The 21,395-nt window shown below is 37.1% G+C and carries 18 protein-coding genes; 3 read left to right on the forward strand and 15 right to left on the reverse strand.

Going from position 1 to position 21,395, the window contains the following annotated elements; all coding sequences use genetic code 11:
* Positions 1-61: 61 nt before the first annotated feature.
* Complete coding sequence (locus ACQRDX_RS06850) at positions 62-1,270, forward strand: cation diffusion facilitator family transporter (RefSeq protein ID WP_427895543.1); 1,209 nt, start codon at positions 62-64, stop codon at positions 1,268-1,270.
* Positions 1,271-1,336: 66 nt separating this feature from the next.
* Here ACQRDX_RS06850 and ACQRDX_RS06855 read toward each other — a convergent pair whose 3' ends face one another.
* The 12 genes from ACQRDX_RS06855 to ACQRDX_RS06910 all read right to left on the reverse strand — a co-directional run bounded on the left by ACQRDX_RS06855 (position 1,337) and on the right by ACQRDX_RS06910 (position 16,523).
* A complete protein-coding gene (locus ACQRDX_RS06855) occupies positions 1,337-2,200 on the reverse strand; it encodes a transporter substrate-binding domain-containing protein (protein WP_427895545.1) in 864 nt (287 codons plus the stop codon).
* A 13-nt stretch (positions 2,201-2,213) separates the two neighbouring features.
* A complete protein-coding gene (locus ACQRDX_RS06860; RefSeq protein ID WP_427895547.1) occupies positions 2,214-2,843 on the reverse strand; it encodes an amino acid ABC transporter ATP-binding protein in 630 nt (209 codons plus the stop codon).
* Positions 2,844-2,851: 8 nt separating this feature from the next.
* Positions 2,852-3,493 (reverse strand): amino acid ABC transporter permease, encoded by a 642-nt coding sequence (locus ACQRDX_RS06865; protein WP_354369069.1) that lies wholly within the window; start codon positions 3,491-3,493, stop codon positions 2,852-2,854.
* A 175-nt stretch (positions 3,494-3,668) separates the two neighbouring features.
* Positions 3,669-4,004, reverse strand: a complete 336-nt coding sequence (locus ACQRDX_RS06870) for a zinc ribbon domain-containing protein YjdM (RefSeq protein WP_427895549.1) — start codon at positions 4,002-4,004, stop codon at positions 3,669-3,671.
* Between the two features lie 31 nt (positions 4,005-4,035).
* Positions 4,036-5,853, reverse strand: a complete 1,818-nt coding sequence (gene glmS / locus ACQRDX_RS06875; RefSeq protein WP_427895551.1) for a glutamine--fructose-6-phosphate transaminase (isomerizing) — start codon at positions 5,851-5,853, stop codon at positions 4,036-4,038.
* Positions 5,854-6,018: 165 nt separating this feature from the next.
* Entirely contained in the window at positions 6,019-6,579 is a 561-nt protein-coding gene (gene lepB, locus ACQRDX_RS06880) for a signal peptidase I (RefSeq protein ID WP_354369075.1), read from the reverse strand.
* 376 nt (positions 6,580-6,955) lie between these two features.
* Complete coding sequence (gene pyk / locus ACQRDX_RS06885) at positions 6,956-8,458, reverse strand: pyruvate kinase (protein ID WP_354369822.1); 1,503 nt, start codon at positions 8,456-8,458, stop codon at positions 6,956-6,958.
* Positions 8,459-8,536: 78 nt separating this feature from the next.
* On the reverse strand, positions 8,537-9,547 hold the full coding sequence (gene pfkA, locus ACQRDX_RS06890) for a 6-phosphofructokinase (protein ID WP_427895554.1): 1,011 nt from the start codon (positions 9,545-9,547) through the stop codon (positions 8,537-8,539).
* An 82-nt stretch (positions 9,548-9,629) separates the two neighbouring features.
* Entirely contained in the window at positions 9,630-12,734 is a 3,105-nt protein-coding gene (locus ACQRDX_RS06895) for a DNA polymerase III subunit alpha (protein ID WP_427895556.1), read from the reverse strand.
* A 140-nt stretch (positions 12,735-12,874) separates the two neighbouring features.
* A complete protein-coding gene (locus ACQRDX_RS06900) occupies positions 12,875-14,056 on the reverse strand; it encodes a CapA family protein (protein WP_354369819.1) in 1,182 nt (393 codons plus the stop codon).
* Positions 14,057-14,161: 105 nt separating this feature from the next.
* A complete protein-coding gene (gene thiI / locus ACQRDX_RS06905) occupies positions 14,162-15,376 on the reverse strand; it encodes a tRNA uracil 4-sulfurtransferase ThiI (protein ID WP_354369818.1) in 1,215 nt (404 codons plus the stop codon).
* 1 nt (position 15,377) lies between these two features.
* A complete protein-coding gene (locus tag ACQRDX_RS06910) occupies positions 15,378-16,523 on the reverse strand; it encodes a cysteine desulfurase family protein (RefSeq protein WP_427895559.1) in 1,146 nt (381 codons plus the stop codon).
* Positions 16,524-16,660: 137 nt separating this feature from the next.
* Here ACQRDX_RS06910 and ACQRDX_RS06915 point away from each other — a divergent pair, with 137 nt between their 5' ends.
* Positions 16,661-17,113 (forward strand): DUF6556 family protein, encoded by a 453-nt coding sequence (locus ACQRDX_RS06915; RefSeq protein WP_427895561.1) that lies wholly within the window; start codon positions 16,661-16,663, stop codon positions 17,111-17,113.
* A gap of 99 nt (positions 17,114-17,212) precedes the next feature.
* The gene (locus tag ACQRDX_RS06920; RefSeq protein ID WP_427895563.1) at positions 17,213-18,430 is read left to right on the forward strand and encodes a bifunctional folylpolyglutamate synthase/dihydrofolate synthase; all 1,218 of its coding nucleotides are present in this window, start codon (positions 17,213-17,215) and stop codon (positions 18,428-18,430) included.
* 44 nt (positions 18,431-18,474) lie between these two features.
* Here ACQRDX_RS06920 and gorA read toward each other — a convergent pair whose 3' ends face one another.
* The 3 genes from gorA to rpoD form a co-directional block, all read right to left on the reverse strand.
* Complete coding sequence (gorA, locus tag ACQRDX_RS06925; protein ID WP_427895565.1) at positions 18,475-19,827, reverse strand: glutathione-disulfide reductase; 1,353 nt, start codon at positions 19,825-19,827, stop codon at positions 18,475-18,477.
* Positions 19,828-19,943: 116 nt separating this feature from the next.
* Entirely contained in the window at positions 19,944-20,273 is a 330-nt protein-coding gene (locus ACQRDX_RS06930; RefSeq protein WP_354369888.1) for a metal-sulfur cluster assembly factor, read from the reverse strand.
* 9 nt (positions 20,274-20,282) lie between these two features.
* Positions 20,283-21,392: an RNA polymerase sigma factor RpoD gene (rpoD, locus tag ACQRDX_RS06935; RefSeq protein ID WP_427895567.1), complete on the reverse strand. Its 1,110-nt coding sequence runs from the start codon at positions 21,390-21,392 to the stop codon at positions 20,283-20,285.
* Positions 21,393-21,395: the final 3 nt, after the last annotated feature.

Genomic DNA, 21,395 nt, shown 5'->3' on the forward strand with positions numbered 1-21,395 from the left:
TTAAAATACCATTTATAAAATGATATAATAAAGTATTGCCATAACATTAAAAGGAGTTATCATGAGTCATAACCCAACAGACAATCTAAAACTTGCAGAACGCGGTGCCATTATTAGTATCACTGCTTATGTTATGCTATCTATAGCTAAGCTTACTGTCGGCTATTTTTTACATTCCTCATCACTGGTTGCAGATGGATTCAATAACGTCTCTGACATCATTGGAAACATTGCGATATTGATAGGCCTCAGATTAGCTAGACGTCCAGCAGACTTAGATCATCGCTTTGGTCATTGGAAAATCGAAGATCTCTCTAGTCTCCTGACTTCATTTATCATGTTCGTCGTTGGATTTCAGGTATTGCTTCAAACTATCCAGATGATTGTTAATAATAGCAAAACCGAGATTGACCCAATAGGGGCTATTGTCGGTATCATATCAGCTGTCATTATGTATCTGATTTACCTTTACAATAAACAATTAGCTAATAAAGCAAAATCGGGTGCGCTATTAGCTGCCGCTAAAGACAACCTATCTGATGCTGTTACTTCTATCGGAACTTCTATTGCTATTATTGCAAGTTCACTTAATTTTCCTATTATTGATAAGATTGTAGCTATTATCATCACCTTTTTTATTCTAAAAACTGCCTATGATATTTTTATAGCTTCTGCTTTTAGTTTATCAGATGGATTTGATGACAGTCATCTAAAAGAATATGAATTAGCCATTCTCCAAATTCCAAAAATTTCTCGTGTTAAATCACAGCGAGGAAGAACTTATGGAAGCAATGTTTACCTCGATCTTGTCTTAGAGATGAATCCTGATCTTTCAGTTTATGAAAGTCATGAAATTACAGAAGAAGTTGAAAACTTACTCCGAGAAAAATTTAATATTTACGATATTGATATCCATGTCGAACCATCAAGTATTCCCGAAGATGAAATCTTTGAAAATATTTACAATAAACTTTATAAGTATGAAAAAATTATCCTCTCTCAAATTCCAGATTATACCGAACTCCTTTCTAAAGATATCATTTGGATTGCTAATGACGGAAAGTCTTATCAGCTAACTCAACTGGATACAATTTTTACACCTCAAACTAATGATTTTAGTGAATTTTCAATGGTATCAGTTAGTCAAAAAACAAAACTCATCACCTATACGTTAAACGGTGAAAAACACACTTCACTTTGGCGCCGACACGAAAACTGGCAACTTCTTTTTCATCAAATCACTACTTTAAGTCTGTCAAATCAAGAATAACTAAAATATCTCTCTTTTCATAAAAAAATAAAGACATCAGATTTCACTTCTGATGTCTTTATTTTTTTAGTTCTTTACAGCATCGGTTGCCACATCTTCACCAAACCATTTATCGGTTGCCAGATCTTCACCAAACCATTTATTTGAAATTTCTTGGAATTTTCCTGATTGGTAAAGCTTATTAAAGGCTTTATTAATATTTTCCACTAATGTTTTATCAGATTTACGGGCTCCGACAGCAAAATCTTCACCCTCAAATTCACTCTTAATAATATTGTACTGATCCAACTCACCTTCTTGTTGAAGATAATAATTAGCATACACACGATCGATCAATAAGCCATCAATACGATCTGATTTTAAATCAATCAATGCTTGTGTGAATGTCTCATACTGAGTAGCATCGTTATCTTTTACAATATCTTTCAAGACTTCTGGATTCGCCGTAAAAGTATCATAACCTGATGAACCAGATTGTGCTCCCAAGACTTTATCCTTCATTCCAGCAAATGTTGTGATACCTGAAGATTTCTTAGTGACTAAAACTTGCTCATTTTTCATATAAGAATTGGTAAACAAGACTTTCTCTTCTCGCTCACTTGTCTTAGAGTAACCATTCCAAATTAAATCAATTTTTCCATTATTTAATTCAGTCTCTTTCAAATCCCAATTGATAGGCTGCCATTTTACTTTGATACCATATTCTTCAAAAACAGCTGTCGCTAAATCAATATCAAATCCAACATTTTTTCCATCTTTATCCTTATATCCCATAGGAACAAAGGTATTATCAAAACCAATCGTGATGGTTTTTTCTTTCTCATAAGTTGACCATTTGTCCTCAGCAGTATCTGACTTACTACCACAGGCAACTAAAACAAAGCCAGTCAACACTGATAACATAACTAATAATAACTTCTTCATCTTCACAACCTCACTTATTTTATTTAGGATTAATTTTTAAAATCTCGTCAGAAATATTTTCAGCAAATTGCATATCATGCGTTACCACAATTTGTGTAATTCCTGTCTCACGGTTTTGTAAAATTAACTTTTCCACTTCCTGCCTTAACTCAGGATCTAGAGCGCTCGTTGGCTCATCATAACCAATAATTTTGGGATCGATCATCATCGCTCTAGCCAAGGCAACACGTTGTTTTTGCCCACCAGATAAAGAGTGTGGATAAGCTTTGGCATGATCAGCTAGACCTAATCGCTCAAGTAAATCCATAGCCTTACTCTCAGCATCGCTCTTTGAAATATTCATCGTTTTAATTGGCGAGAGGGTCAAGTTATCAAGTACTGTTAGATGTGGAAACAACTGAAAATCTTGAAAAACAAATCCTAATAAATTTTTTGATTCTAAATGATCAACCGGAACAGACTCTCCCTTATAAACAACCTCACCTGAATCAATACTCTCTAATCCAGCTAGCATTCGAAGTAAAGTGGTCTTTCCTCCACCAGATTGACCAACAATCGCTAAAACTTTTCCTTCTGATACGGTCAAGTTAAAGTTCTCAAAAATTTTCTTATCTCCAAAGCTTTTGGAAATCTGTTTTAATTCTAACATAGATCACCTTATTTATAATAATTAAATTTTTTCTCTACACGTTTAGAGGCAACTGTCAACACTCCAATAAGTAAGAGATAGATTCCACCTGCAATAAACATTGGTGCTAGAGTAGCATCACGGTTAGCTGCTGTTTTACTTGCTAACAAAAGATCACCAACACCCAAAACATAGACAAGGGAAGAATCTTTCACAAGATTAATAATTTCATTAAATACACTTGGTAGGACAATTTTAATAACCTGCGGTAGGATAATATAGCGAATGGTTTGGAGCTGATTAAACTTCAATACTTTTGCCGCCTCATATTGACCTTTTGGAATAGCCTCAATTCCTCCACGGAAAATTTCAGCAAAATAGGCTGCATAATTTAGGGTAAAAGCTAAAATTGCTGCAGGCATACGATCAAAGGTCACACCAACAGATGGGAGGACATAGTAGAAAAAAATTAATTGCAATAGTAGAGGGGTTCCTCGCATCACCCAAACATAGACAGTTAATAGCCATTGTAGAGGCTTAAATTTTATCTGCATCAAAAAGGCCAAGGCTGCCCCTAATGGAATGGATAATATAATGACGATAAAAAATACTTGTAACGTTACAAGAGCCCCATCTAATAAACTGGGTAAAACTTCAAATATATAAGACATTGTTACTCCTAAAAAAACGATAACTACTATTATTATACCAAAAACATGAACATTTATACAGTTCTTTTTCAGGCTTTACTATTAATTTCTTCAAACCCTATAAATTTTTCAAGTACCAACACTCAATGAATATTAGATAAAAAAACTAGGAACATTGTTCCTAGCTATAATCTTTCTATAGTTTTTTTACAAACTCTGATTTTAATTTCATTGCACCAAAACCATCAACTTTACAATCAATGTTATGGTCACCCTCTACTAAGCGAATATTCTTAACACGTGTTCCCTGTTTTATATCTTTAGGGGCACCTTTGACTTTAAGGTCTTTAATAACTGTAACAGTGTCACCGTCAGACAAACGGGTTCCATTGCTATCTAGAACGACTAAGCCTTCCTCTTCTTCTGATACTTCACTTGGTGACCATTCATAAGCACATTCTGGACAAACTAATAAAGTTCCATCTTCATAAACATACTCTGAGTTACATTTTGGACAATTTGGTAAAGACATACAAGCTCCTTTGATTTTTTTCTATACTATTTTACTCTACTGTAACGGATTTGGCAAGGTTACGTGGTTTGTCAACATCAAGACCTCTTTGAAGGGTTGCATAATAAGCAATTAATTGCGTTGGGACTACCATTGCAATAGCTGATAAGAATGGATGAACACTTCTTACAGTAATGTCATCTCCTTCTTTAGCCATATTTTCATCTACAATGGTTAAAACATTTGCTCCACGTGCAACAACTTCTTGGATATTTCCTCGTGTATGAGCTGCTAAATGTGGATGATTTGAAATCAAAGCTAAAACTGGAACACCATCTTCAATCAATGAGATTGTTCCATGCTTCAATTCTCCTGCCGCAAAGCCTTCACATTGAATATAGGATATCTCTTTTAATTTCAAGCTCGCTTCCATAGAAACGTAATAATCACTACCACGTCCAATGTAAAATGCATTACGAGAGGTTGAAAGGAGACTAGATACTTTTTTCTCAATCAATTCTTTTTCAGAAAGACTTGATTCAATAGATTGTGCAACTAAAGATAGCTCATGAACTAAATCAAACGTCTCAGCCAAAGGATTTCCATTGGCATCTCCAACTGCTTTTGCTAAAATGGCTAATGTTGCAATTTGTGCTGTATAGGCTTTAGTTGAAGCTACTGCAATTTCTGGACCTGCATGCAATAACATCGTGTGTGTTGCCTCACGAGAAAGTGTTGAACCTGGAACATTAGTAACCGTTAAACTTGGAATACCCATCTCATTTGCTTTAACCAGTACTTGACGACTATCTGCAGTTTCTCCAGACTGACTAATCATAATAAATAAAGGCTTCTGACTCAATAAAGGCATGTTATACCCCCATTCTGAAGCAATTCCTAATTCAACAGGGGTATCAGTTAGTTTTTCAAGAAAATCTTTAGAGGCAAAACCAGCATGATACGAAGTTCCCGCAGCTAGAATATAGATACGGTCAGCATCTTGCACAGCCTTAATAATATCTTTATCAATAGTAACTTGACCAGCTTCATTAGTATAAGCACTAATTAATTTACGCATTACTGTAGGCTGCTCGTCAATTTCTTTTAACATGTAATAAGGGTAGGTCCCTTTACCTATATCTGATAAGTCTAACTCTGCAGTATATGACGTGCGCTCTACACTATCACCAGCATAAGTCTGGATAGACACCTGATCCTTGGTCACCACAACCAGTTCCTTGTCATGAATTTCCATAAATTCACTTGTTTCACGAATCATGGCCATAGCATCTGAACAAACCATATTATAACCGTCACCCAAGCCAATTAAAAGTGGTGATTTATTTTTAGCTACATATATGGTTTCTGAGTCCTCAGTATCAATTAATGCAAAAGCATAAGAACCTTCAATGATGTGAAGTGCTTTTCTAAAAGCTTCCAAAGTTGAAAGCCCCTCTTCTTCCACAAATTTACCAACCAAATGAACGGCAATTTCAGTATCCGTCTGACCTTTAAAGTGATGATTTGAAAGATAAGTCTCTTTAATCTCAGAATAATTTTCTATCACACCATTATGAACAAGCACTAGACGACCTGTCTCAGATTGATGTGGATGCGCATTATCTTCCGTTGGCTTCCCGTGCGTTGCCCAACGCGTATGACCAATACCTGCGGTACCTTGATCTCCATCTGTCAATTTTGCTTTTAATTCTGCAATGCGACCAACAGATTTGACCAATTTCCCTTTTTCTTCTTGAGATACCACAAATACACCTGCAGAATCATATCCTCGATATTCTAACTTTTCTAATCCTTGAATTAAGATATCTGTTGCATTGGTATTTCCAACAACACCAACTATTCCACACATAAAATTTTACCTAGTATCGTTACTAGCCTCTCTATTCATATTTAAAATTGGTATAGTCAAAAAGACTATCCCGAACTACTTAAGTCAGTATATAACAATAAAACAAACTTGTCAACAATAAAAATTGGTATAGTCAATTTAGCATTAAAAAAAGAGTAGCTACAACTACTCTACATCTAGAAAACCAAATTGACTTAAGGGGAATAACTTAAACGTCACAACACCTTTAATTTGACTCTTATCAATCAAGCCAAATTGACGGCTATCTTTTAAATTACGTCGATTATCATTTAAAACCAGATATTTTCCTTTAGGAATCTCACTCAAATCATGTTGATTAGAAATGGTAGCCAAGGTAAAGTCTTGAGTATAGGGAGATTCATTTGAAGCATCTGAAAGAAATGCCGATTTTAACTTCTCAATATAAGCCTGACTCTCAACAGAATTATTTAAGTAAAAAATATCATCCATATAGGTGACACTTTCCCCCTCACTAGCAATAACACGTCCAATATAAGTCTGATGGTTTACTTCATAAACGATAAAATCCTTATATTTAGGCTCCTGTTTAGCATGAACAAGTAAAATCTCATTTTCTTTAAAATAAGAATTTTCATCTGATGACTTTACTTGATAAGTAGAAAACACAAAAACCCTCAATAAAATCACTATTCCAACAATAAGAACACCAATTATCGTATTTGTAATCAAATCTCGTTTTACCATAACTTCTCCTAACTTTATGCTTACCATTATATCATGTTTTCTGATATAAAAAAAGCAAGCAAATTAAAGTACAGGTATGAAAATTTTCCTATCCCCCTTTGCAATATCTGTTCCTCGCATGCGCATTGGCTTATCCTTGCCTTGTCAATATCTTATCAAAATGATTTAAGTAACAGACATAGACACTCTAACCACTTTACACCAAGAGTAATTTTTGATTTGAAGATAAAAAAGAAACACGACCACTTGATTCACTCTCGTACTTGGTTATAAGTCACCCACTACAGTTGACAAAGAGCCAAAATGCCTCAAAACAAAAATAAAAGCCAACTGCACAAGGATGAAACCTTGATACAATAGGCTTTTAAAAATCTTATTATTTTACAGTGCGGATACGCATTGTATTTGTACCACCAGTACCAACTGGTACACCAGCTACGATAACAATGTTATCACCTGATTCAACAAGACCGCTTTCAAGAGCAACTTTTTCTGCTACATCAAACATATCATCAGTTGATGATGGTTTGTCCGTAACAACTGGAATAACACCCCAGTTAATCATCAATGATTTTTGTATTTTTTCATCAAATGTAATAGCCAAGATATCTGCATCTGGACGGTATTTTGAAATAGCACGAGCTGTTGAACCAGATTCAGTAAGAGCAACTACCAATTTAATTTCCATAGAATTAGTTGCATCTTTAACAGCAGAAGCCACTACTTCTGTTTTATTAGTACGCTCAAAGTTAGCTGAGTTCAAACGACCATACTCTTTAAGAAGAGTTTGAGCATTTTTGTCAATTGTAGCCATTGTACGAACTGACTCAACTGGGTATTTACCATTTGCTGATTCACCTGAAAGCATAGTTGCATCAGTACCATCGATAACAGCGTTAAATACGTCTGATACCTCTGAACGAGTTGCACGTGGCTTATCAGTCATAGTTTCAAGCATGTTAGTTGCTGTAATAACAGCTTTACCAGCTGCGTTAACTTTTGTGATGATCATTTTTTGATAAACTGGAACCATTTCAAATGGAACTTCAATACCCATGTCACCACGAGCAATCATGATACCATCTGAAGCTTCGATGATTTCATCAATATTGTCAATACCTTGTTGGTTTTCAATTTTTGAGAACAATTGAACGTGTTCATTACCAGTTTCTTTAAGAATGTTACGAACTTCTTCAACATCTTTAGCAGTACGAACAAATGAAATAGCAATAAAGTTAAGACCTTGCTCAAGACCGAAACGGATATCTGCGTTATCGCGTTCTGCAAGAGCTGGGAAAGGAATTTTAGTGTTAGGGATGTTCACACCTTTTTGCTTAGCGATTACACCATCATTTTCCACAACAACTTCAAATTCACGAGTTGCTTCATCTTTAGCTACAACAGAAAGACCAAGTTTACCATCATCAACAAGAACTTGACGACCAACTTCAACATCATCAAAAATGTCAAGGCCACCAGCTACGTTCAATGCGATAACTTCTTTAGTTGACTTGATACCTTGTTTTGTAGCAACACGTAGTTTGTCACCAGTTTTGTATGAATATTCTTTTGCATCGTCTGCAAACAATTCTGTACGAATTTCTGGTCCTTTAGTATCTAGAAGGAAACCAACTTTTTGTCCTGCAATTTCTTCTGCACGACGTACAGTAGCCATACGCTCACCTTGCTCTGCATGGTCACCATGTGAGAAGTTGAAACGGAAAACGTTAGCTCCTTCTTTAATTAATTCAGCAATTTTTTGTGCTGAAGCTTCAACATCAAGTTTTTCACCCCAGTATCCATCTTCGCCGAATTTTTTACCACCACGGATTTCTACCGCAGGACCAAGTGTTGCAACGATTTTTACGCGTTTATTCATAATAAATAAAACTCCCTTTTATAGTTTGTCGCTAAACGACATAGTAATAACAAATGTAAACGAAATAAGATAATGTTCTTAATGAGCTAATTTGCGGTTCAAGTCAGCAAAGTCAAGACGTGCTTTATGCGGATTATTAACAATAATCTTACCACCTTCACCCAAGCTAAACAATGCATTTTCTTCTGCCGTACCAAGAATTGGGCTTTCTACCAACTCTTCGTTATGAATACCGACAGCCAGACCACCACGACCTGCTTTAAGTAAATCAACAGCATGTGCTCCCATCCATGATGCCAACACACGATCACGCGCACTTGGAGAACCACCACGAAGGATATGTCCAAGGTTTGTGACACGAAGGTCGCTAGTATCACCTGCTTCTTTTAGCTTAGCCGCAAAAGCATCACCACTCATCACACCTTCTGCAAGAACAATAATGTGATGATTTTTTCCAAGTTCATAACCTTTGTTAATAGTTGAAACGACAGCATTGATATCAAATTCTTCTTCTGGGACAATGATTTGGTCTGCACCAGATGCAATACCTGACCAAAGAGCGATATCCCCAGCATTACGTCCCATTACCTCAACCACAAAAGTACGTTTATGACTTGATGAGGTATCGCGAAGCTTGTCAATCGCTTCTGTAGCTGTATTCACAGCTGTATCAAATCCAATTGTGTAGTCAGTACCCACAATATCGTTATCAATTGTACCAGGTACACCAACTGCAGGAAAACCGTGCTCTGTCAAACGCATAGCTCCGTGGTAAGAACCATCACCACCGATAACAACTACGCCTTCAATACCGTGTTTTTTTAATTGTTCAATACCAGCGAGTTGTCCTTCAAGTTTTGCAAACTCTGGATAGCGCGCTGAATAAAGGAAGGTTCCACCACGTGAAATTTTATCACCAACTGCACGTGAATCAAGTGGAAAAATGTCTCCAGCAACCATACCAGCATAGCCGTAGTTGATGCCGTAAACTTCCATACCTTCTGACATTGCTTTACGAACAACTGCACGAACAGCAGCGTTCATACCAGGAGCGTCACCGCCACTAGTCAAAACAGCAATACGTTTCATTTTGCTTGATACTCCTTTTTTATTTTTAACGTTTTTATTATAGCATATCTACTCTAAAATTGCTTACAATTTCTTATCTTTTTTAACGAAAAACCGTTTTCATAACGATTGTGCTTAATTCTTTTTCTAAATTTTCACTTTTTTGAACCAGAAAGTGCTGACTACGAATGGTCTCCTTACGATCACTGTAATGAATCAATACTGGGATATTTCCTGGATAACGTGCTAAAATAGCTGCCACCTCTTGATCTTTGTCATGATTGACCATCTGAATCCAGAACTTTTCCATGACAACTAACTCAAGCTGATTGAGTACCATCTGCAAGCGCCCATCTCTTTCTTGAATGCGCCCGATCATATAATATAAGTTTCCTTCATTAAGTTGCTCTTTCAGATGGTGATATTGTTCTGGAAAAACCGTGACATCCAGTTTTTTCTGCGTATCACTTACTGTTAAAAATGCCATTTGTTGTCCTTTAGTTTTTGTTCGGATTAATTTTATCCTCTCTAGCTGGACAAGAATTGTTGCTTGTTGACCACTAGATAAATCAACAATGCGAGAAAATGGATGAACGCTGGTTCTCATCGCTTCTTGTAAAGGATGGGGGCTAAGACCGATACCTAAAATTTCTTGCTCAAATTGGTATTTCTCAACACTATTAAAATCCTCACTCTCAAGCCAATGGTAAGATGAATCCGCAAAAAGACTGCCCAATTCGTTGACAAAAATCAAAAGATGATCGAGGTTTAGCAAAATTTTCTTACGATTTTTTTCAAAGTCATCAAACAGTCCAACTTTTACCATCGTTTCTAGTATTTCTAACTTCTGATAGTTTTCTGGTAAGCGCATCAGAAAATCTTCAATACTCTTAAATGGCCTGTTCTCAATTATCCAATAGGACATTTCTTTGGGAACTGCTTTTAGGTGACGAAGGCCTAGTGTGATCTTTTCTTTCTGAATCTTATCGTGAAAAGGAATGGTGTTGATGCTTATCGAAGATAAGCTAAATCCTCTCTCTAAGGCATCATTTAAATATTCTGAGCTGGAGTAATTTAGCATCACAGCATAAAAAATATGGGGATAGTGCGTCTTAAAATATGCTAATTGAAAAGCTAAGGCAGAATAGGCATAGGCATGACTCCTATTGAAGCCATAACCCGCAAATTTTGCCATCATAGAGAAAAGATGCTCAGCTACTCCCAAATCTCGACCTAGCGCTTTTGCTCCAGAGATAAACTCTTGTTTCATGTCTTCCATATCTTTGATATTTTTTTTAGACATGGCGCGTCTTAAAAGATCTGCTTTCCCTAACGTAAATCCAGCATACACCTGAGCAATTTGCATGACCTGCTCTTGATAAAGCATAATACCGTAAGTTGACGCTAAAATAGGTGCGACCAAAGGATCAATCAAATCAACTTTCTCTTTTCCATATTTACGATTGACAAAATTGTCAGTGTAATCACTAGCCCCTGGACGATTAAGACTGGTGGTTGCTACAACTTCCTCAAACTTTGAAGGTTGAATCCTCTTTAAAAGATGAATAGCACCAGCCTGTTCAAACTGGAAAATTCCCTTGGTTTGTCCAGAGGCAAACAAACGTAAAGTAGCCGCATCTTCTAACGGTATATCTCTGATTGAAAAATCTCTACCTGTCTCTTCAACTAGAGCCTCTTGCATTTTTTGAAGAAAAGTCAAATTACGCAGTCCAAGAAAATCCATTTTTAATAGACCATTACTTTCAACAGCATTGGCATCGTATTGCGTAATGAACATTTCTTCTCCACCTTTAAGAGGAATATGGTTGGTGAGATTATCATCGCTCATCACAATACCTGCAGCATGAATAGAAGACTGTCTTGGTTGACCTTCTATTTTTTTGGCAATTTCAAATGCTCGTTGATACTCTGTTTTGCTATGAATGAGCTGACGAAACGATATATTCTTTTCATAGGCAGAGGCTAACGTATCTTTAAAACTAATTTTTTTAGTCAACTGTGTCAACTCATATTCAGTAGCTCCAAATCGCTTAAAGACATCACGGATAACCTGCTTTGCTCCAAAAGTAGAGAAGGTGACAATTTGAGCCGTATGATGACTTCCGTAACGGTCTCTGACATAGTGTAAAAACTCACTACGATAAATATCAGGCAAATCAATATCAATATCAGGCATGCTGTAGCGCTCAACATTTAAAAACCGTTCAAATAGAAGATGATTTTTTACAGGATCAATCCCCGTAATATCTAAAGCATAGGACACCAAACTTCCTGCTGCTGATCCTCGCCCCATCCCCATATAATAGCCACGACTACGACCAAAGCGTAATAAGTCCCAAACAATAAGAAAATAATCATCAAATCCCATTTGATGAATCACATCCAACTCTTGATTGAGGCGAGTTTGATAAACTGAATTCCAAAGCCCCTTAGTTTTTAATCCTTCTTCTGAACGTTCTCTTAGTTCTATCACAGCCTCTTTTTCACGATTAAAGCGAGGCAATTTTAAATTGGTATCAAACTCATACTCGATTGTAGAAACGAGCTGTTCTAATTGTAATAAACTCTCAGGAAATCGCGCTCTAAATATCTCCTCCATTGTGGCTGAGGCATATAAAACTTGGTCTTTCGGAACTGATCCAATATCTTTTAATTGAACATTATCACGAATCGCTCTTAATACTTGCAAGCTTTCACGGTCATCATTACTATAATACCGAACAGTGTGAATAGGGATAGTCGGACGGTCGTATGCTAATTTGGGGCTATCTGATCGTAAGCCAATGTAACAATCTTTTGGCAGCCTTATCTCTTCTATTCCAGAAAAATAAGGTATGACAATCGCTAAATCTCCTAAAAATTCTGTCAAGGATTCCCATATTTTTTGTCCAGTCATTTTTTCTGTAGATAATTTCAACAGATTTTGATAGCCCTTAGTATTTAAGGCAATAAACTGAAAAGTGATTGAGCGGTCTTGATAAATCAAATCCATCTCAACTCCCAAAATGGGTTTCATCCCTTCTTTTTGAGCAGCCTTAATAAAATGATAAGCGCTATAAAGATTATCCTTGTCCATAATTCCGATATGGCTATATCCTAACTCTTTTGCCTTTTTGAGATAAGAAGGAATAGTAATTAAGCTATCCATAAAGGTATAGACTGTTTTAGTATCCAGTTGCGCAAACATAGAGCTCTCCTCATTTTTTCTTATCTCTTATTATACTATGAAAAAGAAAATAAAAACAAGGCATGACGTTCTCTAACAGGTAATTTAGAAAACGCCTTGCCTTATTTTATAATGGTCTTAATGAAAAAATTGAAAATGTATTACCATTTCAACTGAACAAGATCATTAGTTTCTTGATAAGCTTGATCTACCTTTGCTTTCATTGCCTCATCCAGTGTATCACGGTATTTCCCACCTTCAATAAAGTCTTCTAGAATCATGACACGATAATCATAGTATTCATACCCTTCCTGACCAACTACTCCTTTTCCAGTTGCATGAACAAGGGTAGGGTGTGCTTGGACAGTTTTAATACTTGTTTTTCCTCCTGATTTTTCAAAGGTAACATCCATCAATAAACCACGTTCTGTCCATTTGTTCCCCAGCATTTCAAAAGTTTGATTAGAGAGGAAATTTCCCATAGAATAAATAATAAATTTTTTATCTCCGTCTTTTTTTACCACCTCTGCAGGTTCGATAACATGAGGATGGCCACCAAAAATAACATCTGCTCCCCAGTCAATCATTTTATGATATAAGGTCACTTGTTCTTGGGTAGGCTCCAATGCATACTCCACTCCCATCTGAGGCATCACAATGGTAACATCTGCTTCTTGCTCTGCTTTTTTAAGCTCTGCCTCTATCTTAGACTCATCCAAATCAGACATATGTTGCTGATATTCCTTTTCTGTTAGGTTAGCTTCCATGCCATTGTAGCCATAAGCATAACCTAAGATTGCTATTTTTATGCCATTAACTTCCTTGATTAAGATATTTTCTGTCGCACGATCTTTCTGATACACTCCAATCGTGTCCATTCCAAGATCATTAAAGACTTGTGCAGTATTTAGGGCTCCCGATAATCCTGAATCTAAAATATGGTTATGTGCTAAATCGACCACATCATATCCTGTATCTTTCATCGTATCTGCTGCTTCTGATGGCGCATTAAATAGAGGATATCCTGATAGAGGGTAATCTGCACTAATCGTTCCTTCAAAATCACCTATTGCTAAATCCGCTCCAGAAATCCATTCTTTGACGTATTCAAAATAAGGTTTAAAATCATACGTCCCATCTGCCTGTCTAGCACTGGTGTAAAGAATATCATGATAAAGAATATCACCGTTTGCTACCACTCGAGCTGTCCTCAGCGGTTCCTGAGACTGATCTGTATTAAGATTCTTGACTTGGCTAGAACCTGTTAAATCCATCACTAATGCTATGCCAAATATCGCTACTAAAGCCATCAAGCTGGCTAAAATTGTTTTTTTATAAACCATCCTAAAAACCTCCTGTTCTTTTTCATTATAACACTTTTTCATCAAACCGTTAACCTAGTCTAAATATCAAAAAAGATTGGACGTCCATCCAATCTTTCTATTCTATTAAAGTAAGTCTTCGATTAAATCAGAAACCTCGTCCTGCTCCGCTTGAGGAGTAATTTCTGTCACAATAATGCCTGAAACCGCACGCGCCACCAAGCCTTCTACATCCATACGAGCTTCATATTGCTCTGCATTTTTAATTTTAGGATTGGTTTTAGGACGATCTGGTGCAAAAATTGTACAACAATCTTCAAAAGGTTGAATCGAAATATCAAACGTATCAATTTTTTGAGCTAAATCAATGATTTCTAACTTATCCATCGTAATCACTGGACGAATGACAGGTGTTGTGGTCACTGCATTGATGGCTTGCATAGACTCAAGCGTCTGGCTAGCGACTTGCCCAAGACTTTCACCATTAACAATCACCAATCCTCCGCGTTCTTCGCGAATAGCATCAGTGATGCGCATCATAAAACGACGCGTCAAAGTCATCAAATAAGCTTCAGGAGCCTTATCTTTAATTTCTTCTTGAATTTCAGTAAAAGGAACCTCAATAAATTGAATATTACCACCAAACTTAGTCAACTTACGTGTCAAGTCATGCGCTTTTTTTAAAGCACCTGGACTGGTATAAGGAGGACTTGCAAAATGGACAGCCTCAATATCTACACCGCGTTTTAAAGCGAGATAACCAGCAACAGGTGAATCAATCCCACCTGACAACATCAACATCCCTTTGCCAGAAGTTCCTACTGGTAGTCCTCCTGCACCTTTTATATTTTCATAAGAAAGATATGCAGCCTCATCACGAATCTCAACCTTAAGGTTAATGTCAGGATTTTTCATTTGTACTTTAACATGTGGAATTGCATCAAAAACTGCATCTCCCAACGTTAAATTTAAATCACGACTATCTAACTCAAAATTGTGATCACTACGCTTAGCCGTAATTTTAAAGGTCATCCCCTCTTGATAAATGGAAGTCATAATCTTTTGGACAGAGTCTTTTAACACCGAAACATCTTTTTCAACCTTATAAGAAGGTGAAAAGGCTTGGATACCAAATATTTGCTTTAGACTTTCCGCCACAGGAGCATAATCTTGTCCATTTAGAAAGACATGACAACGATCGCGATCTGCCGTCACCTTAACAGATGGATAAATAGAAAGTACGTCTTGAATATTACGTTTTAGTTTATTAATGAAACGCATCCGATTCTTACCTTTTGTCGATAATTCACCGTAGCGTACCATAATTTCTGAATATTGCATCTTATCTCCTTACCTTTTTGGTTTTATCGTAAATTTGTTTAAAAATTGTTAGAAATTGCTCTACTTGCCCCATATCATTATCATCATCTAAACTAATACGAACAGCAGTTTGAGCATCTTTCACTGGAATTCCCATAGCAATCAAAGTACCAGCTGGACTTCCTGCTTTTGAAGAACAGGCACTAGTCGTTGAAATAAAAATATCGTGCTCTTCAAAGGCATGTACCACAACTTCGCCACGGACTCCCTTAATTCCAAAGGTTATAATATTTGGGGTAAACCTTTCTGTGCCTGAAAAAATTAAGATATCATCCCGTTGTTCTAACTCTGATAAAATAACCTGCTTCATCTTAGCCATCTTGTGATGAGCCACTTCTGCTTTATCTAAAGTTAAACGCAACGCCTTGGCTGTTGCCGCAATCCCTGCAAGGTTTTCAGTTGTCGAGCGCAAATCAGACTCTTGACCTCCCCCAGATAACAAAGGAGAAATTTTCTTACCAGCTTTTTTATAAAGAAAACCCACTCCACGTACACCGTGGAATTTATGACTTGAAAAGCTTGCAAAATCAACCCTGTCCAATAAAAAATCTTCTACTTTTATTTTTCCAATAGCTTGAACAGCATCGACATGAAAAGAAACTGTCGGCTTATCTTTTAAAACTGTCGCAATAGCTTCTATAGGTTGAATACTGCCAATTTCATTGTTGACTGCCATAACTGAAACTAAAATCGTATCTTGTCTTAACAGTTGTTTGAAAGCTTCAACATCCACAAATCCTTCTTTCGTTACAGGAATTTCATCAACTTCAAACCCTTGTTTGGTTAGCCATTTAGCAGACGCTTTAACCGCTGGATGCTCAATTGCTGATACTAGGATATGTTTTCCATATTGACGTTTTTCAAAGGCAATGCCTTTAATAGCCCAATTATCTGCCTCTGTCCCTCCAGAAGTGAAGAAAATTTCATCAGAAGAGACCTTGATTAAATCTGCAATTTGTTTTCGTGAAGCTTCTAAGATACGTGTGGATTGACTCCCTAAACGATGTAAACTCGATGGGTTTCCAAAAATTTTTTCTGCAACCTCTTGATAAGTTCTCAATACTTCTGTATAAGGACGAGTTGTTGCAGCGTTATCAAAAAAAATCATATTACGTCATTCTCTCTCTTTTTTCAATCTCTTTCATTATAGCATATTTATCACCAGAATAAGTCAAGAGAAATTTACCTTTAGATATGGAATTTTTCTCAAAAAAATGTATAATAATAAAAAACAAGGAGGATAGCATGTCAAACGAATACTCAAGAAATCAAAAGCAAACTAAAAAACAAGGTAAACGTGCTACTGAGCATCTCTCGACAGGGATTTCCGCCCTTCAAAAAACCATTGCTATCATAGGGGGAACTTTGGGGATTATCACAGCGTCCCTTACTATCAATAACTATATGAATAGTAATAAAGAAAAAGATAACACCTCATCTAGTAGCTCCATCGTCAAACAAGTTGATACAACAAATAATAATACTGCAGGGAGCTACATTAGCTCTAGTACTGAAACAGGTACTGACGCAAGTAATCAAGTAACAACAACTGTTGAGAGCAGTTCAACCGATACTATCGAAGACAGTACACTCGCCTCTTCAAGTGAGGCCATCAGTAACGAAACCACTACAGCAACTGAAGCAGCCACTGCAACCAGTGAAACTCCTTCTGCTGCTGACAGTGTCACAACACCTTAAACCATCTCTTTTATTCTTAAGATTTTATGTGGGCAGTGGAGATGCTAAAATGTTAACATTTTAGTTTCCATCACTCCCCTTTTTATATAAAGGAAATCCATGAACTATCAAGAAACCTTGAATTTCATTCACAGTAAACGCGCCAAAGGAAGAGGCACCAATCTTGATCGTGTTAGATGGTGTCTAGAGCAGCTAGGTAACCCACAACATCAATTTCCAGCTGTCCATATTGTTGGGACAAACGGAAAAGGCTCCACAACCAGCTACCTTCAACATATTTTTACAGAGGCTGGTTATCAAGTGGGAACCTTCACTTCTCCTTATATTACTCGCTTTAATGAGCGAATTGCCATCTGTGGAGAAGAAATCCCTGATGCAGATTTAACAGTTCTGTTAAACTCTATTCTCCCCATGCTTGAAAATCTAAAAGAGACAACATTTGGAGACATCACAGAATTTGAGTTGGTCACCATCTTAATGTTTCAATACTTTGCTCAAAAAAATGTGGATATTGCTTTTATTGAAGCTGGGATTGGGGGTCTTTATGATGCGACCAATGTTTTTATGCCACTAGCAGTTATTTGCACTTCTATCAGTCTTGATCACGAAGATAAGTTAGGTAGGAGCCACTTATCAATTGCGAAACATAAAATCGGGGTGCTCAAAGATCATGTTCCTTTACTTTTTGGACCTGTTTCCAATGATGTTCGCCAACTCTTTTACAACACTGCCTACAATCATGATAGCTTAACTTTTGAAGCTGGACAAGATTTTAAACTGAGCAAGGATACTTTCACTTATCACGATATTGTCATTAGCCCTATCCACCTTCAACTCTTAGGGCAACACCAAAAAATTAATGCCAGCCTAGCTGCGATGTGTAGTCTTATCTTATCAGAAAACTTTCCAAAAATTTCTTTAAAAACAATAAAACAAGGGCTAAACAACACAAAATGGCCTGGACGAAGTGAGCTTCTTCGTCCAAATTTGTTACTTGATGGTGCACACAATAGTGATGGTATCAAGCAATTACTAACACTTTTACAAGATCACTACCCTTCTAGAAAAGTTAAAATTCTATTTGCAGGACTAGGCCGTAAATCTCTCTCTCCTTTATTAAATGCGCTTAGTGACTACCCGCTTAGTGTCACTAGCTTTGATTTTTTTGAAGCACAACCACTGAATCAGTATCCCGATTACTTTAATAAAGTAAAGCATTTTGAGGACTGGTATCATGAAGAAGAGCAAGAAACCTTATTTGTTGTAACAGGATCACTTTATTTTATTTCAGAAATTCGACAAAAATTTATCCCTTAACACTATAAAAGAGACTTGATCAGTCTCTTTTTCTATTATCAACATCATCTCATTGTGACAAACTCCTCTGCCCCTGTTGGATGAATTGCTACAGTATTGTCAAAATCTGCTTTTGTTGCTCCCATTTTAATAGCCACTGCAAAGCCTTGAATCATCTCATCAACTCCATATCCAATACCATGAAGTCCAATAACCTTTTCATCTTTTCCTTGTACAACTAATTTCATACGACAGACTTGACGGTGAGCGCTGACAGCTGTGTACATAGAAGTAAACGTTGAGGTGTAAACTTTTATACTTTCTTTTCCATATTTTTCAATAGCAGCTTCTTCTGTCAATCCTACACTTCCAATTGCAGGATGACTAAAGACAACTGTGGCCACATTGGTATAATCTAGTTTTTCGTCAGGTTTATGGTTAAATAGACGCTCTGACAACCGACGTCCTGCTGCAACGGCAACTGGTGTTAACTCTAATTTACCTGTCACATCTCCAAGAGCGTATATCCCTTCTACCGATGTATTTTCAAATTCATCCACGGCAATATAGCCTTTATCTGTTAAGGCGACCCCTGTTTTTTCTAAACCGAATCCTGCAGTATTAGGACGTCTTCCGATAGCCCAAATCAAAGCATCGACAGTAAAAGTTTCACCATTTTCAAGATATAAAGTAAGCGTTTGATCTGGGTTTTTAACTACTTTTTGAGGAATTGCATAGGTATGTAAAATAGGGCCATCAGCCTCCATCTCCTCTACCAGAGCCTCAACAATATAGCGATCAAAGTGGCGAAGTGGACGATCTTGGCGGACAAAAAGATGTGTTTCCGCCCCCAAACTATGGAGAACTCCAGATACTTCTACTGCAATATAGCCAGCTCCCACAACCGCTACACGCTTAGGAAGTTCCTCTAGAGCAAAAAAGCCATCTGAGGTCATCCCATATTCAGCCCCTTCAATATCAGGATAAAGAGCATGTCCACCAGTTGCCACCAAAATATGTGGCGCAGTATAATAATCACCGTTTGCCTCAACAGTATGCTCATCAATAAAAGTTGCATAAGCCGATAACTTTTCAACTCCAGTTTGTTCAAAACCACGTTCATAAGATTGATGAATACGCTCAATATAAGATTGACGATTTGCCTTTAGGGTTTGAAAATCAAATCGATCAACAGAAAGATCAAAGCCATAAGCTGGAGCATATTTATGAAGGGTTTCTGCTACTTGCGCACCGTACCACATGACTTTTTTAGGAACACAACCTAAATTGACACAAGTACCGCCTATTTCTTTTCCTTCAATTAACAGGACTTTCGCACCGTACATCGCTGCACGATTTGCAGAAGCAATACCTCCTGAACCTCCACCTATCACGATATAATCATATTTTTTCACCATATTGTTCTCCTTGTTTATTCTGATAAATCTACATTATCATAATTCCGGAGTGCTAGCAATTTTCTGCTACGAGACAAAAAATCAGATTGGGTAGATTACCCAATCTGATTTTTTATTTATCTAATCCCTAAGGCGATTCGTGCATACCGACTCATTTTATCCACTGTCCAAGCTGGTTGCCATACCAACTTCACTTCTGTTTTAGTAACCTCTGGAATTTCCTTCATAGCATCATGAATTTGATCTGTTAATAAATCTGCCAGTGGACACCCCATCGTTGTCAAAGTCATATCAATCTCAGTTGCCCCATCATCTTCAAAACGGATTTCATAAATCAAGCCTAGATTCACAACATCAATACCTAATTCAGGGTCAATGACCGTTTCCAATCCTTGTAAAATACGGTCTTTGATAGCTTCTACCTCTTGCTCTGTATAGTTTGCCATACCGTCTCCTTATTCTTCCATAAAGTCACGCAATTGTTTGCTACGGCTTGGATGACGTAATTTACGAAGTGCCTTAGCTTCAATTTGACGGATACGCTCACGTGTGACATTAAAGACCTTACCTACATCTTCTAAGGTACGCATTTTCCCATCATCAAGACCAAAACGTAAGCGTAAGACATTTTCTTCACGATCTGTCAATGTGTCAAGCACCTCGTCCAACTGCTCTCTTAAAACAACACGTGTCGTATAATCTACTGGATTTTCAATCACTTCATCCTCAATAAAATCTCCTAAATGACTGTCGTCTTCTTCACCAATTGGAGTTTCAAGAGATACAGGTTCTTGTGCAATTTTCAAGATCTCACGCACTTTGTCAGGTGTCATATCCATACGCTCTGCAATTTGCTCTGGTGTAGGATCTTGTCCTAACTCTTGTAAGAGATTACGTTGCTCACGAACCAACTTGTTAATCGTCTCTACCATGTGGACAGGAATACGAATGGTACGTGCCTGATCGGCGATAGCGCGTGTAATGGCTTGACGAATCCACCAGGTTGCATAAGTTGAAAACTTAAATCCTTTAGAGTAGTCAAACTTATCCACCGCTTTCATCAAGCCCATATTACCTTCTTGAATCAAATCAAGAAATTGCATCCCACGACCAACATAACGTTTCGCAATAGAAACAACCAAACGTAAGTTAGCTTCAGCTAAACGTTGTTTAGCTTGAAGGTCACCATTTTCAACGGCAATCGCTAACTCTTTTTCCTCTTCATTGGTTAAAAGAGCAACCACACCAATTTCTTTCAAGTACATACGTACTGGATCATTGACTTTAGCTGAGTTACTGCCAAGTAATTCCTCGTCTGTTAACTCCTCTGGCTTGATCTCTGGAGTTTTATAAGTTGATGAAGGATTTCCTTGACTATCTGTAATTGAAATTCCTCCGTCTGCTAGACGTTCAATTAAGTTTTCAATTGCCTCAGCCTCTAGTCCAAAAGGAGAGACCAGTTTTTCAAAGACCTCTGTATCTACTGCTGTTCCTGCTTTTTTATGATTACGAATAAAATCAGCTACTTGAACGTTAAATGTTGTGATTTCTTTACTTTTTGTCATTCC

The sequence above is a fragment of the Streptococcus sp. SGI.013 genome, assembly GCF_050315295.1.
Taxonomy (GTDB): domain Bacteria; phylum Bacillota; class Bacilli; order Lactobacillales; family Streptococcaceae; genus Streptococcus; species Streptococcus porcorum.

Coding starts and splice junctions, on each gene's coding strand:
- glmS (WP_427895551.1), bottom strand. CDS start 5,853: ATGTGTGGAATAGTTGGTGTTGTTGGAAATACCAATGCAACAGATATC.
- pfkA (WP_427895554.1), bottom strand. CDS start 9,547: ATGAAACGTATTGCTGTTTTGACTAGTGGCGGTGACGCTCCTGGTATG.
- ACQRDX_RS06860 (WP_427895547.1), bottom strand. CDS start 2,843: ATGTTAGAATTAAAACAGATTTCCAAAAGCTTTGGAGATAAGAAAATT.
- lepB (WP_354369075.1), bottom strand. CDS start 6,579: ATGGTAAAACGAGATTTGATTACAAATACGATAATTGGTGTTCTTATT.
- ACQRDX_RS06915 (WP_427895561.1), top strand. CDS start 16,661: ATGTCAAACGAATACTCAAGAAATCAAAAGCAAACTAAAAAACAAGGT.
- ACQRDX_RS06870 (WP_427895549.1), bottom strand. CDS start 4,004: ATGTCTTTACCAAATTGTCCAAAATGTAACTCAGAGTATGTTTATGAA.
- pyk (WP_354369822.1), bottom strand. CDS start 8,458: ATGAATAAACGCGTAAAAATCGTTGCAACACTTGGTCCTGCGGTAGAA.
- ACQRDX_RS06900 (WP_354369819.1), bottom strand. CDS start 14,056: ATGGTTTATAAAAAAACAATTTTAGCCAGCTTGATGGCTTTAGTAGCG.
- rpoD (WP_427895567.1), bottom strand. CDS start 21,392: ATGACAAAAAGTAAAGAAATCACAACATTTAACGTTCAAGTAGCTGAT.
- gorA (WP_427895565.1), bottom strand. CDS start 19,827: ATGGTGAAAAAATATGATTATATCGTGATAGGTGGAGGTTCAGGAGGT.
- ACQRDX_RS06850 (WP_427895543.1), top strand. CDS start 62: ATGAGTCATAACCCAACAGACAATCTAAAACTTGCAGAACGCGGTGCC.
- thiI (WP_354369818.1), bottom strand. CDS start 15,376: ATGCAATATTCAGAAATTATGGTACGCTACGGTGAATTATCGACAAAA.
- ACQRDX_RS06865 (WP_354369069.1), bottom strand. CDS start 3,493: ATGTCTTATATATTTGAAGTTTTACCCAGTTTATTAGATGGGGCTCTT.
- ACQRDX_RS06910 (WP_427895559.1), bottom strand. CDS start 16,523: ATGATTTTTTTTGATAACGCTGCAACAACTCGTCCTTATACAGAAGTA.
- ACQRDX_RS06920 (WP_427895563.1), top strand. CDS start 17,213: ATGAACTATCAAGAAACCTTGAATTTCATTCACAGTAAACGCGCCAAA.
- ACQRDX_RS06895 (WP_427895556.1), bottom strand. CDS start 12,734: ATGTTTGCGCAACTGGATACTAAAACAGTCTATACCTTTATGGATAGC.
- ACQRDX_RS06930 (WP_354369888.1), bottom strand. CDS start 20,273: ATGGCAAACTATACAGAGCAAGAGGTAGAAGCTATCAAAGACCGTATT.